This window comes from Labilibaculum antarcticum, from assembly GCF_002356295.1.
Lineage (GTDB): Bacteria > Bacteroidota > Bacteroidia > Bacteroidales > Marinifilaceae > Labilibaculum > Labilibaculum antarcticum.
In genome coordinates, this window is sequence record NZ_AP018042.1 from 4110150 (window position 1) to 4128014 (window position 17865).

Here is a 17865-nt window from a genome sequence, read left to right on the forward strand (position 1 = left end):
AAAATGATGCTAACAGGAAATTATAAGAAATTCTATGATGAGATCAAATCGACGATTGAGAAGTCTCGATTATATACTGATGAAGTTAGAACTTTAGCTTACGGTACTGATGCTGGTTTTTACCGCTTAACACCTAAAATTGTTATTCGAGCGAAAGATGAAGCTGAAGTGCAAAAAGCAATTCTTCTGGCTAATAAATACAATCTACCAGTTACTTTCCGTGCAGCAGGAACAAGTTTAGCTGGACAAGCTATTACTGATTCAATCCTTATTTTTGCTGGAAAAAATTGGACAAATTACGATGTTATTGATAATGGAGACGCGATTAGAATGCAACCAGGTATTGTGGGTGCTCGTGTAAATCAAATTCTTGCTCCTTATGGTCGTAAAATGGGGCCAGATCCTGCTTCGATTAATTCTGCTATGATTGGTGGTATTGTGATGAACAATGCATCTGGTATGAATTGTGGTACTCATGAAAATTCTTATAAAACAATTCTGTCAGCTCGTCTGATTTTTGCAGATGGTACCATTTTAGATACCGGAGATAGCAAGAGTAAAGAGGAATTTAAAAAGACTCATGGCGATTTTATTCGCCAAATTGAAGAAATGCGCGATAAGGTGCGAGCTAACAAAAAATTGGCTGAGCGCATTCGTTTCAAGTACAGTATAAAGAATACCACCGGACTTAGTATTAATCCTTTTATCGATTATACGGATCCTTTTCAAATTATTGTGAATTTGATGGTGGGTTCGGAAGGAACTTTGGCGTTTATGGCTGAGTTGACAATGAAGTCTGTCGACAATCCTAAATTCAAAGCCAGTGCAATGATGTATTTCTCTGATATTGTAGTTGCATGCCAGGCGGTGGTCACTATGAAACCAGGTCCTGTTGATGCGGCCGAGTTGCTTGATCGTATTGCTTTACGTTCGGTAGAAAATGAGGATGGTATTCCTGCTTTTATCAAAGATTTTCCTGATGGTGTAACAGCAGTTCTTGTTGAGACCATGGCGAATTCTAAAAAGGAATTGGATAGCAATATCAAAGAAATTAAGTCTCTTTTATCGGCCTATGAAACAGTTCGTCCTATCGAATTTACTGATAAACCAGAGGAATATTCCAAATATTGGAATATCCGTAAAGGTGTATTTCCAGCAGTTGGTGGTTTAAGAGAAATAGGTACAACTTGTATCATCGAGGATGTTGCTTTTCATATCGAGGATTTACCAGAAGCAACTGCTAAATTGCAGAAATTGATTGCCGACCATGGTTATAAGGGCGGTGTGATTTATGGACATGCCTTAGAAGGTAATTTCCATTTTATTTTCAACCAGAATTTCGACAAGCCAGAAGAGCTTGAACAATATAAAAATTTCATGACTGCTGTTGATCACTTGGTGGTTGACGAATATGATGGTTCATTGAAAGCTGAACATGGTACGGGACGAAACATGGCTCCCTTTGTTGAGCATGAGTGGGGTGCCGAAGCTTATCAATTGATGAAAGAGGTTAAAAATCTTTTTGATCCTAAAAGCTTATTGAATCCTGGTGTTATTATTAATGACGATCCAGAATGTAATATCAAACATTTCAAGACATTAACTCCTGTTCACGATCTTGTTGATTTGTGTATTGAGTGTGGTTTTTGCGAAGTGAATTGTTTGACCGCTGGTTTCTCACTTTCAGCACGTCAGCGTACTGTATTACAACGTGAAATCAAACGATTGGAAATATCTCACGAAGATGATGAACGTCTTAAAGTATTACTAAAGGATTTCAAATATCTGGGCGAAGAAACTTGTGCCGGAGATGGTTTGTGTTCTACTTCTTGTCCTTTAGGAATTGATACAGGTAAGTATATTAAGCATTTGAGATCACTTGATATGACGGGTGAAAAAGCTCAAAAATATAGTAAAATGGCCGCCGATAATTTGTACAAAATTGGTCCAATGATTCGTGGAGGTCTTACATTTGTGAATGGTGTACATGCTGTAATGGGTACAACTTTATTGGGAGCTGTTGCCGGTGGTTTTAGAACTTTAAGTGGCAATAACATTCCATTGTGGACTTCATCTATGCCTAAAGGAGCTAAAAAGCCTGTTCCTCATCCTATTAATAAGGAAAATCCATTAAAAGTGGTGTATTTCCCATCTTGTATTTCGCAAACCATGGGACCTGCAAAAGGAGATCCTTACAAGGAACCATTGCATAAGGCAACGCAAAATTTGCTCGAGAAAGCGGGTTACGAAGTAATTTTCCCAGAGGGAATGGCCAATTTATGTTGTGGTACGCCTTGGGAGAGTAAAGGACTTATAAAACAAGCCAATCAAAAATCTTCAGAATTGGAAGATGCTTTGGTTAAAGCTTCAGAGAATGGAAAATACCCTGTTTTATGTGATACTTCTCCATGTCTTTACCGTATGCGTAATGTAATGGATAAAACATTGAAACTTTACGAACCGGTTGAATTTATTCATGCATTTTTAATGGATAAACTAAACTTTAAAATAGTAGACGAGGTGGTGGCCATTCATTCAACTTGTACTACTACAAAAATGGGATTAACTCCAGCTTTGAAAGAGGTTGCTGAGGCATGTGCTAAGCACGTTGTTTTACCTGCAGAGGTGGGTTGTTGTGGTTTTGCTGGCGATAGAGGTTTTAACTTTCCTGAAGTCAACAAATATGCACTTCGACATCTTCATCCAGTAATTGCGAAGGAAAAAGTGATTGCGGGTTATTCCAACAGTAGAACTTGCGAAATTGGCTTAAGTCATAATGGTGGTGTTCCTTATCAGTCTATTATTTACTTGGTAGATCGAGTAACAACAGCAAAATCTGCGAAAGTGAATTACAAGAAAAAGAAGGCTAAAAAACAAATGGCTACAATTTAATGCCATCGCTAGTATTCGAAGTAAGAATATAAATGATGTAAATTTTTTTACAAGCTGAAAAGGAAATGAGAGGTTTGTTTACCACTTTCAGCTTGTAAAAATATTTTGAGAAGGGATAGTTTGATTCATATTTAAAAATATAAACCAAAGAGATATGCTTACAGGAGAATATAAAATTTTACATGAACGATTACTGAAGACAATTGATAAAGATCGGATGTTTCATGATCCTTTACATACTCTAGCATGGGGAACCGACGCCAGTTTTTACCGACTAATACCAAAATTAGTAGTAAAGTCGAAAAACGAGGCCGAGGTAAGTTTGATTATGCGGGAATGTCATAATTTAAACTTACCTGTTACTTATCGTGCTGCAGGAACTAGTTTATCAGGTCAGGCCATTAGTGATTCTGTTTTGGTGGTTGCCGGAGAGCATTGGAAAAAGCACACAATCTTGGATGATGGAAAGAAAATTCGTCTTCAGCCAGGTATTACCGGTGCTCGTGCAAATGCTTTGTTGGCACGATATGGAAAAAAAATAGGACCCGATCCTGCTTCCATTAATGCTGCAATGATTGGTGGTATTGCTGCCAATAATGCATCAGGAATGTGTTGTGGTACTTCTGAAAATTCATATAAAACAATTGATTCTATCCGTGTAATTTTACACGATGGAACCGTTCTCGATACCTCCTGTAAAGATAGTATCGCTTCCTTTAAAAATACTCACATAAGCTTACTGAACGACTTGAGTCAATTGGCAAAAGATGTTCAGAACAATAAGACTTTGGATGCGCGAATTCGTGCGAAATTCAAAATGAAGAATACAACGGGATACAGCTTAAATGCTCTTGTTGATTACAAAGATCCAATTGATATTTTAACTCATTTAATGATCGGTTCTGAGGGAACTCTTGGATTTATTTCTGAAGTGGTTTACAGAACAGTAGTTGAACACAAGTTTAAGGCTAGTTCATTAATGGTTTACCCGGATATTGAAAAAGCTTGTAGAGCGGTTTCTATCCTAAAATCGGAGCCTGTTGCTGCGGTTGAATTAATGGACAGAGCTGCATTGCGTTCTGTGGAGAACGATGATGGTGTTCCTGCTTACTTAAAGACTCTTTGTGAAGGTGCTTCAGCTATTTTGGTGGAAACCAGAGCGAGTGATGCGAAAACACTGAAACAGCAGATTGAAACAATTAAAAATTCGGTTAAGGATATTCAGGTGGAATTGCCTATTGAGTTTACTGATGTTCCTGCTGAATTTGCTATGCTTTGGAAAATTCGCAAAGGTTTGCTTCCAACGGTTGGCGGTATGCGTAAAGTAGGAACCACTGTTATTATCGAGGATGTTTGTTTTCCTGTGCCAAAGTTAGCCGAGGCTACCTTGGATTTGCAGGACTTGTTCAAAAAATACAAATATTCCGAAGCAGTAATTTTTGGTCATGCTTTGGAAGGTAATCTACACTTTGTATTTACTCAGGATTTTGGAACGCAGCCCGAAATCGACAGGTATGCTAAATTCATGGATGAATTGGCCGATTTGGTTGTGGGTGGTTACGATGGTGCGCTAAAAGCAGAACACGGTACCGGACGAAACATGGCTCCTTATGTTGAAATGGAGTGGGGAACAGATGCCTACAATTTAATGAAGAAGATCAAGGCTATTTTTGATCCTAATTTCTTAATCAATCCAGGAGTTATTCTGAATGACGACAAACAGGCTCACTTAAAGAATTTGAAACCTCTGCCAGCTGCTCACGAGAAAATCGATCAGTGCATGGAGTGTGGATTTTGCGAGCCAGCTTGTGTTTCTCACAACTTGACATTAAGTCCGCGTCAAAGAATTGCTACCTATCGCGAAATTACTCGTTTGAAAGCCTCAGGAGAGACTCCTCACGTGTTAGCCAGTATGGTGAAGCAATTCGACTACGAAGCCTTGCAAATGTGTGCTACAGATAGTTTATGTGCGCTTAGTTGTCCGGTAAAGATCGATACAGGAAAATTAGTTAAGGATCTTAGAGCTGATGATGCATCGCCAAAGGCAAAGAAATATGCCATGTGGTGTGCCGATAATATGGATAAAGTTCAATCCTATGCACAAATAGGCTTAAATACAGTAAACTTCTTTCATTCTATACTCGGTTCCGCATTAATGGGCGGAATTGCTGGTGGTGTGAGAACTTTATCAGGAAATACAATTCCTCGCTGGACTAAGGCTTTCCCTAAAGGGTCGCCTGCAATTGTTCCGCCTGCAGTGAATCAAAACAATCCTAAAAAGGTTGTGTATTTTCCATCTTGTATTAACCGAAGCATGGGCGTATCGAAAGATTACGATGAGAAAGTTGCCTTGACTATTAAGATGGAGAAGTTGATCAAGAAGGCTGGATACGAAATTATTTATCCTGAAGATGTAAACAATCATTGTTGTGGAATGGCATTTTTGAGTAAAGGTTTTAAAGAAGCCGGACTGAAAAAATCCAATAGCTTGGAAGCCGCTTTGGTAAAAGCAAGTAACAATGGGGAATATCCTGTTCTTTGCGATATGAGTCCTTGTTTGTATACCATGAAGGAGAACATGCAGTCGCGATTGAAACTATACGAACCCATTGAATTCATAATGGATCATTTAAAAGATCATTTGAATTTTACACAACTAAACGAAACGGTTTCGGTATTTGCTGTATGCTCTGCTAAAAAGCTGGGTGTTGAGGATCAATTGGTTGATTTGGCCAAGCTTTGTGCTAAAAACGTGGTGAAACCAGATACTAATTGCTGTGGTTTTGCGGGTGATAGAGGTTTTACTCACTCAGAATTGAACGATCATGGTTTGCGCGATCTTAAAATTCAGCATCCTGCCGAAGTTAAAAACGGGTATTCAACAAGTAGAACCTGTGAAATTGGTTTGACATTAAACAGTGGCGTTTCCTATCAGTCAATCGTTTATTTGGTGGATAGAGCAACTACTGCAAAATAAAAATTAATAATTTATTAATCACTATAATCGAAACAGGCATGGTCTATTGTTTACATAGTTAGTATATGATTTTGTTTCGGGAGAATAAAGATCATGTTCTGTTTCAATTCTAAAAAAACCCAAATTAAGATGAAGAAAGTAATTTTGATGTTCTTAGGACTTCTGCCTTTAGTAGGTATGGCTCAAAAAGCTGATGAGGTAAAAGTAAAGTTAAGTGGTTTCGTATCAGCCGAAGCAATTTATGATTCGCGAAAAACAGTAAACTCCCGCGAGGGTGACGTACTTCTGTATCCTGCAAATAAAGATTACGATGCTAATGGTGAAGATTTAAATGACCGATCAGAATTGTTCATGACAAGCATTCACTCAAGATTAAGTGTAGGGATTACTGGTTTTACTGCTTTTGGAGCAAAAGGATCTGCAACTGTTCAAGGAGATTTCGTTGGAACATCTACTCCTAATAGTGGTTTATTTCGCTTGAGACATGCATTTGTGAAATTAGATTGGGGAAAAGATCAACTTTTGGTTGGTAAATATTGGCACCCAATGTTCGTTACTTCCTGTTTTCCTAGAGTACCAAGTTGGGGTGCTGCAATACCTTTTAATGTATTAGGTAGAGCTCCTCAGTTTAGATATACCCGTAACCTTGGTGATAAAGGTTACTTTTTAATTGCAGCCTTATCGGAAATGGACTTTAAATCAACAGGACCTGATGGTCCTAATGTGAAATATGTGCAGCAAGCCAGTATTCCTGAATTCTCAGGACAGATTAAGTATGATTTAGCCAAAGGTTTTACTTTGGGTGCAACGGCAGGTTATAAATTTCTAAAGCCTATGGTTAAAAATCCAGCGGGTTTAAAAACCGACGAAATGTTAAGCAGCTACCAAATGAATGCCTGGATGACTGTGAAAACGGATAAATTGGTTTGGAATGTTACTACAATCTACGGACAGAACATGAATAATTTTGTAATGTTAGGTGGTTACGGTGTAAAAGGTGTTAATGCTAATGGTGATTACGAATTTACCAATATTAAAACATCTTCTATATGGTCTGATGTGTATACTTCTACAGGAAATGTGCGTTATGGTTTATTTGCAGGTTATACCAAGAATTTAGGTGCTGATGATGATTTAGCTACCGATACTGAAGGATTTGTAGGCTTGTATAGTCGCGGTGCAGATATCGATTATGCATATCAGTTTGGCCCTAGAGTTGAATTTTACTCGGGAAGTTTCATGATAGCTACTCAAGCATTATATACTGCAGCAGCTTATGGTACAACTCAAATTGATGGTACAGTTGCAGATTCAAAAGAAGTAGGCAGCACTCGTTTCAGTGTTCATCTTAAATATTCTTTTTAATAATCTATACTAATTATAAAAGTCTGTTTTTCAATTTTTGTACGATTAGAAAACCAGTTTGTTAAATACTGGTGGCTAGGTTTGTTAATTCGCTTCGATTTTAATCGAAGCGAATTTTTTTTGCGTGTTTAAAGTATATTATTGTAAAAAAGATGACGAAAGTCATCTTCCTTGAAAGCTTGCTATACATGCAAAACAGGCTTTTGGAATTGAAGTTAGAATTGATAAATGTTATTATGAATAATTTATAGCTATTCTAAAGAGATATAAGTTTTACAATATGTTAAGATAATATGATTTTTTTTATTTATATTTATAACGAAGCTCTTACAACGGTAAGAGTTCATTAAAGGTTCAGCCGCAAGGCTGGTTAGTAGGTTAATTAACCCTTTAGAATTATTGCCCGTGATTCCCCTATATCACGGGCTTTTTTTTGTCTTATTTCGGCACCTTACTAATACTAAAATGGGGTCAGAAGATGATTTTGGGTCTTGTTAAAATCAGGACTGAATTTTAGTCAAGCGAAACAGGAAAAATTTTACAGTCGTCCCTTTGTTATCACTTTTTTCTCGAGCCTGAAGGGCTCAAAGATAATAGCCCGGGGTAAATGAGCACAGCGAATGCCACCCTGGGATATTAATGTGCCAGTAATTACCGGCGCAGGATAAAAAAAATATTTGGAAAGCAATTCACATTTGCGTCGGAATAGCAAAAGGATTATCGTCGAAGGTTGAAGCGTTGAAACCCAAACGTAAGGACAGTCCCGATAATTCGTGAGTCAAAGCTTGATTTTAGGAAGGTTTTGGGATTTGAAATAAGATCTAACCTCCTAGAATTTATCGTGTTTTGATAAATAGTAGTTTTTTTTAGAAACTTTCAGCCTTAACTTCTCTTCTTGAGGAGAAGGAAATATAAAACAAAAAAAAGGATGGATAATAGAAACAGCTATAACGCTATTTCCTCTTCGCCTTTATAGGAGGGGGCTGTGGGATGGGTGGAAAAGAATAATTAATTAGTATCAATCCACAGTTTGATGATCAGCATTAAAATAATCAAGGATGTCATCGGGTAAGGACAAGGCTAATAATGAATCTTCGTTTGAGCTATTCATGAGCTTAAAATTAAGAGCTAAAAAATAGCTGATTCAAATCTCAGATCCACCTTTTGTGGCTGATCCCTGAATCTTCTCAAAAATAAAAATGAGGAACTCTGTTTAGAGTTCCCCATTGTTATTTAGAATAAAGTTTACTCTATTTTTTAAAGAGAGGGTCAGCACCAATTGTGCCAACTAAACTTTTCAGATATTCTTCAGATTTTACGTGTTCTAAATCTTTTTTAGCTTTCCAGAAACGTTCTTCCAAATTCAACTCTTCATTCCATTCTGCATTTATCTTGTTGCCCATGAAAGCCTCTAAGTAAGTAAGTTGCTTTTGGTAGAAGTTGATGTCAATTTGTTGCTTGTTCTTCAAACGAGCATTATACCATGATGAGTTAATTACCAAGTCTCGGTCGAATTGTTTACGTAATTCCGGATCGCTGATTTCTTTTCCTTCATATTGGCCATAGGCCATAATATTTAAAAGAATCTGCAAAGGTGGAATTGCCGCCGAAACGCTATTGTCTTTAAAGTAGTTGATTGAAACTTTTTCCTGAGCTTCTACGATATTCTTGATACCATCAGCGTAAGCTTCCATATCTTGAATTTCAGGTTTCAACATTCTCTCATTGAAAACATTCTGAGGCTCATCAAAAATACGATTCATATAACGGAAAAGGAATTCTTCAGTAATACGATATCCCAAACGACTGGCATGAATCTTTTCTCCTTCGTATTCGAAATCGTTCAGTTTCTCTAATGAACCTTCCTTAATCAATAACTTAGGATCGCGGTTTTCTTCTTTTAATCTGCACCAAAGTTCAGGAATTAACAAGGAAACATCATGATCAAATCGATTTTCTGTTCCCACATGTCCTGCTGCTGATGAGAAGCCCTGATATCCGGTAAGGATATAAGAAAGCAATGCATTGTTCAAATCAGTTGTTGGAGATAACATGTTGAAAGGACCTTTAGTTAAGGCACCTTCAGAACCTGCTCCGGTTGTTGAAGGAGATTTTCCAGTCAAACTACAAATGAAATCCATAAACAATTCAGGCAATTCCTGATAATGAATTGGGTTGTAAACACTCAAAGCACGAATTCCAGCTTTTTTATCTGCCGGGTTATTTCTACGACCTGGAAGAACTGCATTTACTGGGTGATGCACGGGCTGATCCAAAGGAATTCTTCGAGCCAAACGAATACCAATTTCTGCTAAACGATCATCAACAGGATTTACCAAATCCGGACGAACCTGCAAGTAGCGTGGGTTTTGAGATGGTTTTCCATCTACAATTCTCGTGTGAGAAGGAGAAATAAAGTAATTCGATTTTTTACTCTCAGCTCCCTGACGAATAATTTCCTTAATTGGCTTTGTATATAGATCGAAACCAATAGCATCAGCTACTATTTCCTGACCATCTTCTCTGGTAAGAGGTTCGTAGTTTGATGTAAAGTTATTTCTCATCGAAAGATCCGCTTCTGCTTCTTTATCGTATCCACGGTTAACTGCTTCATCAGGACGTTGGAAAAAACGTTGTTCGCAATTTGCGGTAAGTTTAATACTCTTATTGTCGTAACAATCATTCAAATAATTAAATCGGCTGGCTGGTAGCACAATGGAAGCTGTAATATCATCTTCCATTTGTATTTTTGCTGCGGCAATAAAATCCTGACGTAGTTTGTTCAAATACCACGATTTATTACCTGCAAAACCTACCCGAAGGTAACTGGCAACAATTTTACGGTTGTTGAATAATAATTCGTGACCATTTCTACCATTGATAACATCAACAGAGAAATAATCTCTCCAGCCGCCATCCGTTCTTTCCGGACGATAGAATCTTTTTACAAATAATACTAATGCTTTAACATGATCAGGAATAGTATTCAAGAATTCATCGTATTCAGCAGTATAATATTTCGATGGCGTTAATAGTTTTACAACAGAACCTAAGGATCGACCAGAACTTAAAAGAGATCTGGATGGAGCTGTTCTGTCTGGAGTATCTTTCCAACGATTTGTATAATCATGATTAATTACCTGATCGGCAAGATTAAAGTCTTTCTCCATGTCCTGGATATAGAAAGAGCCGTAAATAATTGCATTTAGCAATGATTTTGAAATTTCAGATTTTCCTCCACCAGAAACAGTACATGGTTTATGACAGAAAGTTCCCTCCGAAGCAGTACTTACCAATCTCCAAGAGGGTGCAGAAGGATGCTTCTCCATGTGCATTTTATATCCAGAAGGGTGAACGTAGTAACGGTTCGGCACTAAACGAATGCTTTGTTTTTTACCATCCTTTTCCCAGTTTATCTTACTTTCATAAACATCAATATTCGCATTCTCGTTAATGTAATAGATGTCCGGATATTCTTTGTCAACAGCAAACCCTTCTGGATTCACATCCATTGTGTCTCCAAATTGCTTTACCATTTCATCAAAACTGTACTGCTTTTTCAATACACTTTTCATAAAAAGAGAACCACTAAAGCTATCTCCCAAATTTTTACGAGGGAATGCGATTGCACCACCCGAATGCTCTTCTTCTGCTAAACCATAAAGGTTGGCAGAGAAACTTATCTGAGTTTTAATTTCTTTTTTAGAGTAACCGAAATAATTGTCGGCAATTAAGGTCATAACAATACCTTTTTCGCTGCGACAGGTTAGCTTAAATGCATTTCCGTTGTTGTACAACTCATTTTCATCTTTCCAGCAAACGCCATCATTTCTTTCGCGCTCTGTAGCATCATCGTAATGAGGTAAACCTAATTCTTTCTTATTAAGCTTTAATAATTGAGGAGCCAATACAACACAGCCGGTATGACCGGTCCAATGTTCAATATCCAAACCAGCATCATTAGCAGGAATGTTAGGATCACCGGCATTCCCAAATATCGATTCTACAAAATCAAGATTACTAACCAGGCTGCCAGGAGCGAAGAAACGAACCTCCATTGATTTTTGACTGATTATTCCTTTTACTTCTGGACATACAATCGGGCGAAGTAAAAGAGACACCATCAATTCAGCTTTATCTTCTTGAGTCGCTGTAAATGGAAGTTGCTTTAATTCTGAGTCCGGAGAGAAGGCTGCTTGTAAAAATTTACCATAGGCTTTCTTTGGAAGCTCAATTTTATCTAAAGGTACTGGCAATCCGCCACCAACAATATGAAAAGAACCGCTAGTGGTTCTTCGATCGTGTTTGGGGTTGTGAAGTACACCTTGTTGTATTCTATACGAGCTTAATAACTCTGTGATATGTTCATCCTTATTTGGAGGAAGACTCAATTCTCTTGCTATTCCTGGTTGATCAAGAATGAAGGTAGAAGTTGGAATCTTTGCAACGTCTGTGTCAACATCTGCCAAATATTCATTTAAGAAATTTTGTATACGTTGATCTGCAGGACATAGGTGATCTGCTAATAATCTCGCTTGTGCACGATAATTTTTTATTAAGCTATCGGTAAGCTGAATAAACTTTGGGTCGGTTAATTGGGTTTTTTCCTCATTGGAATCTTCCGTAAAAATAGGCTGACCCATTGCTGCCAGCTGAAGGTTGATATAACGAATCAAATCTTTTTGATCAATTTTAACCTCCTTAGATTTAATCTTACTTGATTTTTTGCTTTGCATATGTCTCCAATTTATTTTGCTTAGGGAATGACGGAACCAAATTTACTTTATTTTTCTCATTCTAAAAATTCCTACAAACCTCATTATCGTTCAGCTTATCTAAGTTTAACCACTCTGTTTTTTATATGCTTAGTTTGTGGGAAGCGAAAACGATTTAAGTATGATATTTCGACTCTTATTTATAAAGATTACAAATTGCATATTTTTTAATCTTCTTCCAAAGAAGAGGCGGATTATTTTTTTGAATATAAGTGAGTCAGTAGCTATTTGTTGGTGGTGTTTTGTATATCGTTTGATTAAAATACGTGTAAATTCAATATTTATTTGCTTTTTAAGAAGAATGGGTACCTGTTTGGACTCCATAAATTTATGGAGTTTGATTTTGTACCTTGTGGGTTTTTAAGTAAGATGTGTAACCAATAATGAAAATGTAAATGAGAAAAGTTTATACCATAGGTGATTGTGTGTTGGATTTATTTTTTGAGGACGATACTCCATTTGAAGCAAAACCAGGAGGATCCTTCTTAAACTCATCAGTAACATTAGGCCGCTTGGGTATAAATGTTTCTTTGATTAGCGAGTTGGGAGTTGATCGGGTTGGAAATCAAATTAAAAAATTCTTGCTGCAAAATGAGGTTGACATCAAACACATATCTTATTTCTCTGATACCAACTCCAATTTAGCTTTGGCATTTCTTGACGAAAATAGAAATGCGGATTATAGCTTTTATAAAACACGTAAAGGACTTCCCAATACAATCGTGTTTCCTAAGGATGTTAAAAAGGATGATATTATTCTTTTTGGATCTTTTTTGGCTATTAAAAAGGAGTTTCGTGCTGCTTTACATGCATTTTTGGTTGATTGCAAAGAGAGAGGAGCTTTGATTATTTATGATCCAAATTTCAGATCTCAGCATTTGCCAATGTTGCCGGAGGTTTTGCCGTATATTAAGGAGAATATGGCTTTGGCAAATGTGGTAAAAGCATCGAATGAAGATTTCGAATTAATTTGTGAAAAGAAAAATTCGGATCAGGCTTACCAATGGTTACAAGGATTTTCGGATGCAATGCTTATTTATACAGCTAATAAAGATGGACTGTTTTTTTATAATCATCAAAAATATTCCTTTAAAGTACCATCAATTAAACCTATTAGCACAGTAGGAGCAGGGGATACGGTAAATGCTGCAATTACTTTTGTTTTTGTTCGCAATGGAATTAAAACTTCAGATTTGGCTGAACTTTCAGAAGAGCATATTAATGACTTGGCCTCTATTGCAACAATCTTTTCTCAGGAAGTTTGTATGATTTATGATAATTTTTTACCCCTAAATACGGCTAAGAAGTACCGATTGTAAGAAAAAGCACCCCCTTTACAACAAAAAGGGGGTGTTTTTAACTACATACATATTTCAGAATAGAAACAATGGACATCGTTCCTACCTCTTAATTCTCATTTAAGGCAAAAGGTGACCCTAAGAAAGTGCTTATTTTCAGAGTTTTGGATGAACGTTAATTTTTTGTTGGTAAAAGTGTTTGTTTCATGGAGCAAGAGTTCTGATTCTCCAATTGTTATTGTCAAAATTGTACTCAATTCTGTCATTTAATCGGTTTTCTCGTCCTTGCCAGAATTCAAAAAGATCAGGAACAAGACGATATCCGCCCCAGAAAGCAGGTCTCTTAAAATCATCACCATTATCTTTTTTAAAGGTTTCAATCATTCGGCTTAAAATCTCCCTACTCTCAATTTCCTCACTCTGAGGGGATACTGAAGCTGCTGTGCGACTACCAACAGGTCTTTCAAAGAAATATTCGTCGGACGACTTAGAATCCAACTTTTCGATTTTTCCTTCAATGCGGATTTGTCTCTCCAGTTCAGGCCAGAAAAACACCAGCGCACCATAAGGATTTGCCTTAATATCACCACCTTTTCGACTTTTGTAATTGGTGAAGAAACAGAAGCCTTTCTCATTATAATCCTTCAATAGTAAAATTCTTGCAGAAGGTTTGTTGTCTGCTGAAACCGTAGCCAGAGTCATGGCATTGGCGTCTGGTAATTCCATTTTTACTGCTTGTTCAAACCATATCTGGAACTGTGTAAATGGATTTGAATTAATATCCGATTTATTCAATTCAGCCATACCATATTCATGCCTAAGCTTTTTAAAATCCTTTTTCATTAGCTTAGGTATTTGGATTCGTTAGTATGTTTGGCTGAATGCTTAGGCCGGTGTAATTGATATAGTACTGGCCTCCTTTTACAGGATATGGCATTTCTTTATCATCTTGGGTATCCGCATTTGCTACGCCAACATGGGCAAATAAAATTTTAGCCTTGTGCTTGTCTGCATGTTGGATGATTTCCTCAGCAGCAGATGGTGAGAGTGAACCTACATCAGGATAGGTACTTGTTTTAACCACGATAAAATGCAAAGCATCGTCTTTCTTAGCCAGAATTTGAGGATTCTTTTCAAATTCAATATTCACCGACAAGACTTCAAACTCATCTTTTATGTGTTTGTATACCCACTTGATTCCTAATTCATGTAGTTCCGAACCGCTCAGTCTATTTCCTATCATTCTATGGTTTTGTTCTAATTCAGATACGAATATCTTCTTTAATTAAAACAATTCCAAATAGAATGCTTTTGTTTGTTCTCTTTTTATGGATAAAGATAGGCGTGACAATCTACACAGGAGTAGTCTTTCCAGTCTGTACCAATATCCACAGGATGGATAAATTCCATTTTTTGAGTGGTAAAGGCCATTTGCAAAGAATCAGGTTTCCCTTGAGCAGTAATTGAGTGACACAGATTGCAATCTTTGGAGATAACCCGGCCATCCTTTGTACTGTGATTGTTGTCGTGACAGCGGAAGCAACCTTGTGTTTCCATATGACTCTTATGGTCGGGGTATGCATCCCAACGAACCTTCATCTCAGGAAATGTATTTTCATGATAAGCAATTTTAATGCCTTCTATTGCTTTTAAGATATCGGCTTCGTGCTCTACTCCTTTATCAGGATAATTTTCTTTATAGAAATTAAGAACGCTTTGTTTGATCAGTAAATCGGCACTGTCTTTAGTGGAATAGGTTGGTGATAATGCTTCCATGGCAGCCAATTTTATGTATGGAATTTTCGGATCAACTTCTTTCGAAGCCATCGCTATATCTATAAAATCGGGAGGCGATAAATAGCCGTGAGATGGGCGATTGTGGCAATCCATACAATCCATTTCATGCAATTTTCCATCCGCAAAAAACGTACTGTCAGGTTCCATCATTGTATCTTCGTAAATGTGCTCTTCTCCTGTAGCCGAGTTAGTATATTTAACCCACTGAATGTATTCCGATTTATTATCTGCCGACATGAACTCGATTTTAACATCTGGGTTAATATGCCAATGAATTCCTTCACTTAGTTTTTGAGTGTGATGATCGGGACCAGTTTTCATTGTTAACTGAATGTTCCACTCTGTATTGTGTTCATCACCCAAAAAGTGTATCTCATTTTTAATACGGTTTGGGTAAAATTTTTCGGGCCAATGACAATGTTCGCATGTTTCTCTGGCTGGACGTAAATTAGCAAGAGGAGTAGGGATCGGACGAGGGAAATTACCTACTGTAACTGCATAAACCTGATACAAGCCACTTAATTTAGAACGCATATACCAATCGGCTCCTTCGCCAACATGACATTCAACGCAGGCTACCTTCGCATGAGCCGATTTTTGATAGGTAACATATTCCGGTTCCATAACCTCATGACATAAAGTACCACAAAAAGGCACCGACTCACTGTATACGAAAGCTTCGTAACTGCCAATTGATGAAAGAAATAGAAATATGAAACTTATTGCAACGAACAAGGTGAAAGCATTTCGGTGTTTTTGATCATTCAAATCTACTTTTGGCCAACGCATTCCCTCAGAAATAAATATTTGTTTCTTTTTTCTGCGAATTTGAATTAACATCCCAATAGGAATAAGAAGCATTCCTATTACCATAAATATGGGTAGTACAATATAGATAATCAGACCCATATAGGAACTTCCCTGATTGAAAAGGACAGAAATAACAAAGAAGAAGACGATCAGAAAAAAGGCAATTACCGCTATACTTGCTCCTAAAATGGAGATCCAATTGTACGAAGACTTGGGTAGTTTCATTTCGAGTTGTTTTAGTTAATCAGCAATAATTTATACAAAACTCTGATAATAATCTACTTATATGATTAATTTAAAAGCTTTCTTATTTGTGCAATTAACTTGTATTTACAGAACTATTTATTTTTATTAAATAGCTGTAAAGTCTGCTTATGTTGGACTTTATAAGTTTTGTGAAGAATGAAAAAGTCTGTAAGGAATAATTACATCGACAATTATCGATATAAATACGACGAGTTCCTTTTGTACATATGGTATTCAAGTCTGATATTTTAAGAATAATTTAAGTGAAAAATTTATCACATTGGACAATAAATCTTGATCTTAATTGGTATAAGTATTACATTGTAGTAGAATCATGGCTTTTTAGATCGACTTGACAAGTAATACCGATTGGCTATATTAGCGAGCTCCTTTTCGTCATGCTCAACATAGCTCCCTATTTTATTTCATCGGCATTAGACTGGTTTTTTCGCTCGCAATGGTTCGCGAATTATTCAAAATGGTATAACAGCTAACTCAATTCTATATGCTAAACATCGCATTATTTGGACCTCCTGGTGCTGGTAAAGGAACTCAATCTGAGTTTTTGATCAATAAGTACAATCTTTTTTATATCTCAACAGGTGATTTGTTGCGAAATGAAATAGCAAATAAAAGCAAATTAGGTCTCGAAGCACAAAGCATTATCGCTTCAGGAGGTTTGGTTTCTGATGAAATCATTGTTCAGATCATTGAGAAAACAATAACAGAAAATCCCGATTCCAATGGATTTTTGTTTGATGGCTTTCCCAGGACTTATATTCAAGCTTATATTTTGGAAGGCTTAATGATAAAGTTGAATACTTCGCTGAATTGCTTGATTAGTTTGGAGGTTGATGAGGAGGTTTCAGTTTCACGATTACTGAATAGAGGCAAAACTTCGGGCAGGGCAGATGATAATGAGGTGGTAATTCGAAACAGACTAAAAGAGTACAATGATAAAACACTTCCTGTTTTGCAGTTTTATAAAGACAAAGGAGTTTATTTTGGATTAAAAGGTGATGAATCAATCGAGGAGGTAAATAAGAATATTCAGAAGATTATTAAGGAAGAATTGAGTAAGAGTTTGTTCAATTTGGTTTTGTTTGGCTATCCTGGTTCGGGAAGGGGCTCTCAAGGGATTGCTTTGGCAAAAAAATACGATTTGGAATACCTTGCTACCGGTCAAATGCTTGATCAGGAAATTCAGAAAAGTTCTGAAATTGGGAAACGAATTGTTGAGTTGTATGAAAATGGAGAATTGGTGCCCGACGAAATTGTGGTGCAATTGATTGAAAAGAAAATCGCAAATTCGAATGGCGTAAAAGGATTCATTTTCAAGGGATTTCCACGCACATTAGTTCAGTCTTATATTTTAGATGGTTTACTGAAAAAACATGGTTCGGCCATTTCTCAAATTATCGAAATTGAAGTGCCAACACTGGAATTAATTAGTCGATTGGATAAAAGAAGTAAAACCGATAGGTGCATGCCATACGATAACAACACCTCAAAAATTGTGAAACGCTTACAAGAGCATGAAATAAAAACGGTACCGGTAATTGAAAAGTACAATCAATTGCATGGAGTGAAAAAAATAGATGGAGTCGGGGAATTTGATACTGTTTTAGAGCGAATATCAATTGAGCTTGAATCAGCTTTAAAGCATTTAAGATAATGGTTTGGTGAGAATGTAATTTCATTTAAA

Annotated in this window: 9 protein-coding genes; 5 read left to right on the top strand and 4 right to left on the bottom strand. The window is 36.8% G+C overall.

From position 1 onward, the window contains the following. The first annotated feature begins 3 nt into the window (after positions 1 to 3). The 3 genes from ALGA_RS16260 to ALGA_RS16270 all read left to right on the top strand — a co-directional run bounded on the left by ALGA_RS16260 (position 4) and on the right by ALGA_RS16270 (position 7234). On the top strand, positions 4 to 2892 hold the full coding sequence (locus tag ALGA_RS16260) for an FAD-binding and (Fe-S)-binding domain-containing protein (protein ID WP_197705594.1): 2889 nt from the start codon (positions 4 to 6) through the stop codon (positions 2890 to 2892). Between the two features lie 154 nt (positions 2893 to 3046). Next, the gene (locus tag ALGA_RS16265; protein WP_096430933.1) at positions 3047 to 5869 is read left to right on the top strand and encodes an FAD-binding and (Fe-S)-binding domain-containing protein; all 2823 of its coding nucleotides are present in this window, start codon (positions 3047 to 3049) and stop codon (positions 5867 to 5869) included. A gap of 129 nt (positions 5870 to 5998) precedes the next feature. Continuing rightward, positions 5999 to 7234 (top strand): hypothetical protein, encoded by a 1236-nt coding sequence (locus ALGA_RS16270; protein ID WP_096430935.1) that lies wholly within the window; start codon positions 5999 to 6001, stop codon positions 7232 to 7234. 1250 nt (positions 7235 to 8484) lie between these two features. On the opposite strand, the gene ALGA_RS16275 is transcribed toward ALGA_RS16270, so the two are convergent. Then, complete coding sequence (locus ALGA_RS16275) at positions 8485 to 11970, bottom strand: hypothetical protein (RefSeq protein WP_096430937.1); 3486 nt, start codon at positions 11968 to 11970, stop codon at positions 8485 to 8487. Between the two features lie 434 nt (positions 11971 to 12404). Here ALGA_RS16275 and ALGA_RS16285 point away from each other — a divergent pair, with 434 nt between their 5' ends. Next, the gene (locus tag ALGA_RS16285) at positions 12405 to 13328 is read left to right on the top strand and encodes a PfkB family carbohydrate kinase (RefSeq protein WP_096430941.1); all 924 of its coding nucleotides are present in this window, start codon (positions 12405 to 12407) and stop codon (positions 13326 to 13328) included. Between the two features lie 183 nt (positions 13329 to 13511). On the opposite strand, the gene pdxH is transcribed toward ALGA_RS16285, so the two are convergent. The 3 genes from pdxH to ALGA_RS16300 form a co-directional block, all read right to left on the bottom strand. Further along, positions 13512 to 14150 (bottom strand): pyridoxamine 5'-phosphate oxidase, encoded by a 639-nt coding sequence (pdxH, locus tag ALGA_RS16290; RefSeq protein ID WP_096430943.1) that lies wholly within the window; start codon positions 14148 to 14150, stop codon positions 13512 to 13514. Positions 14151 to 14154: 4 nt separating this feature from the next. Next, complete coding sequence (locus ALGA_RS16295) at positions 14155 to 14550, bottom strand: hypothetical protein (protein ID WP_096430945.1); 396 nt, start codon at positions 14548 to 14550, stop codon at positions 14155 to 14157. Positions 14551 to 14633: 83 nt separating this feature from the next. Then, entirely contained in the window at positions 14634 to 16139 is a 1506-nt protein-coding gene (locus ALGA_RS16300; protein WP_096430947.1) for a cytochrome c3 family protein, read from the bottom strand. 526 nt (positions 16140 to 16665) lie between these two features. On the opposite strand from ALGA_RS16300, the gene ALGA_RS16305 reads away from it, so the two are divergent. Further along, entirely contained in the window at positions 16666 to 17835 is a 1170-nt protein-coding gene (locus ALGA_RS16305; protein ID WP_096430949.1) for an adenylate kinase, read from the top strand. Positions 17836 to 17865 lie beyond the last annotated feature (30 nt).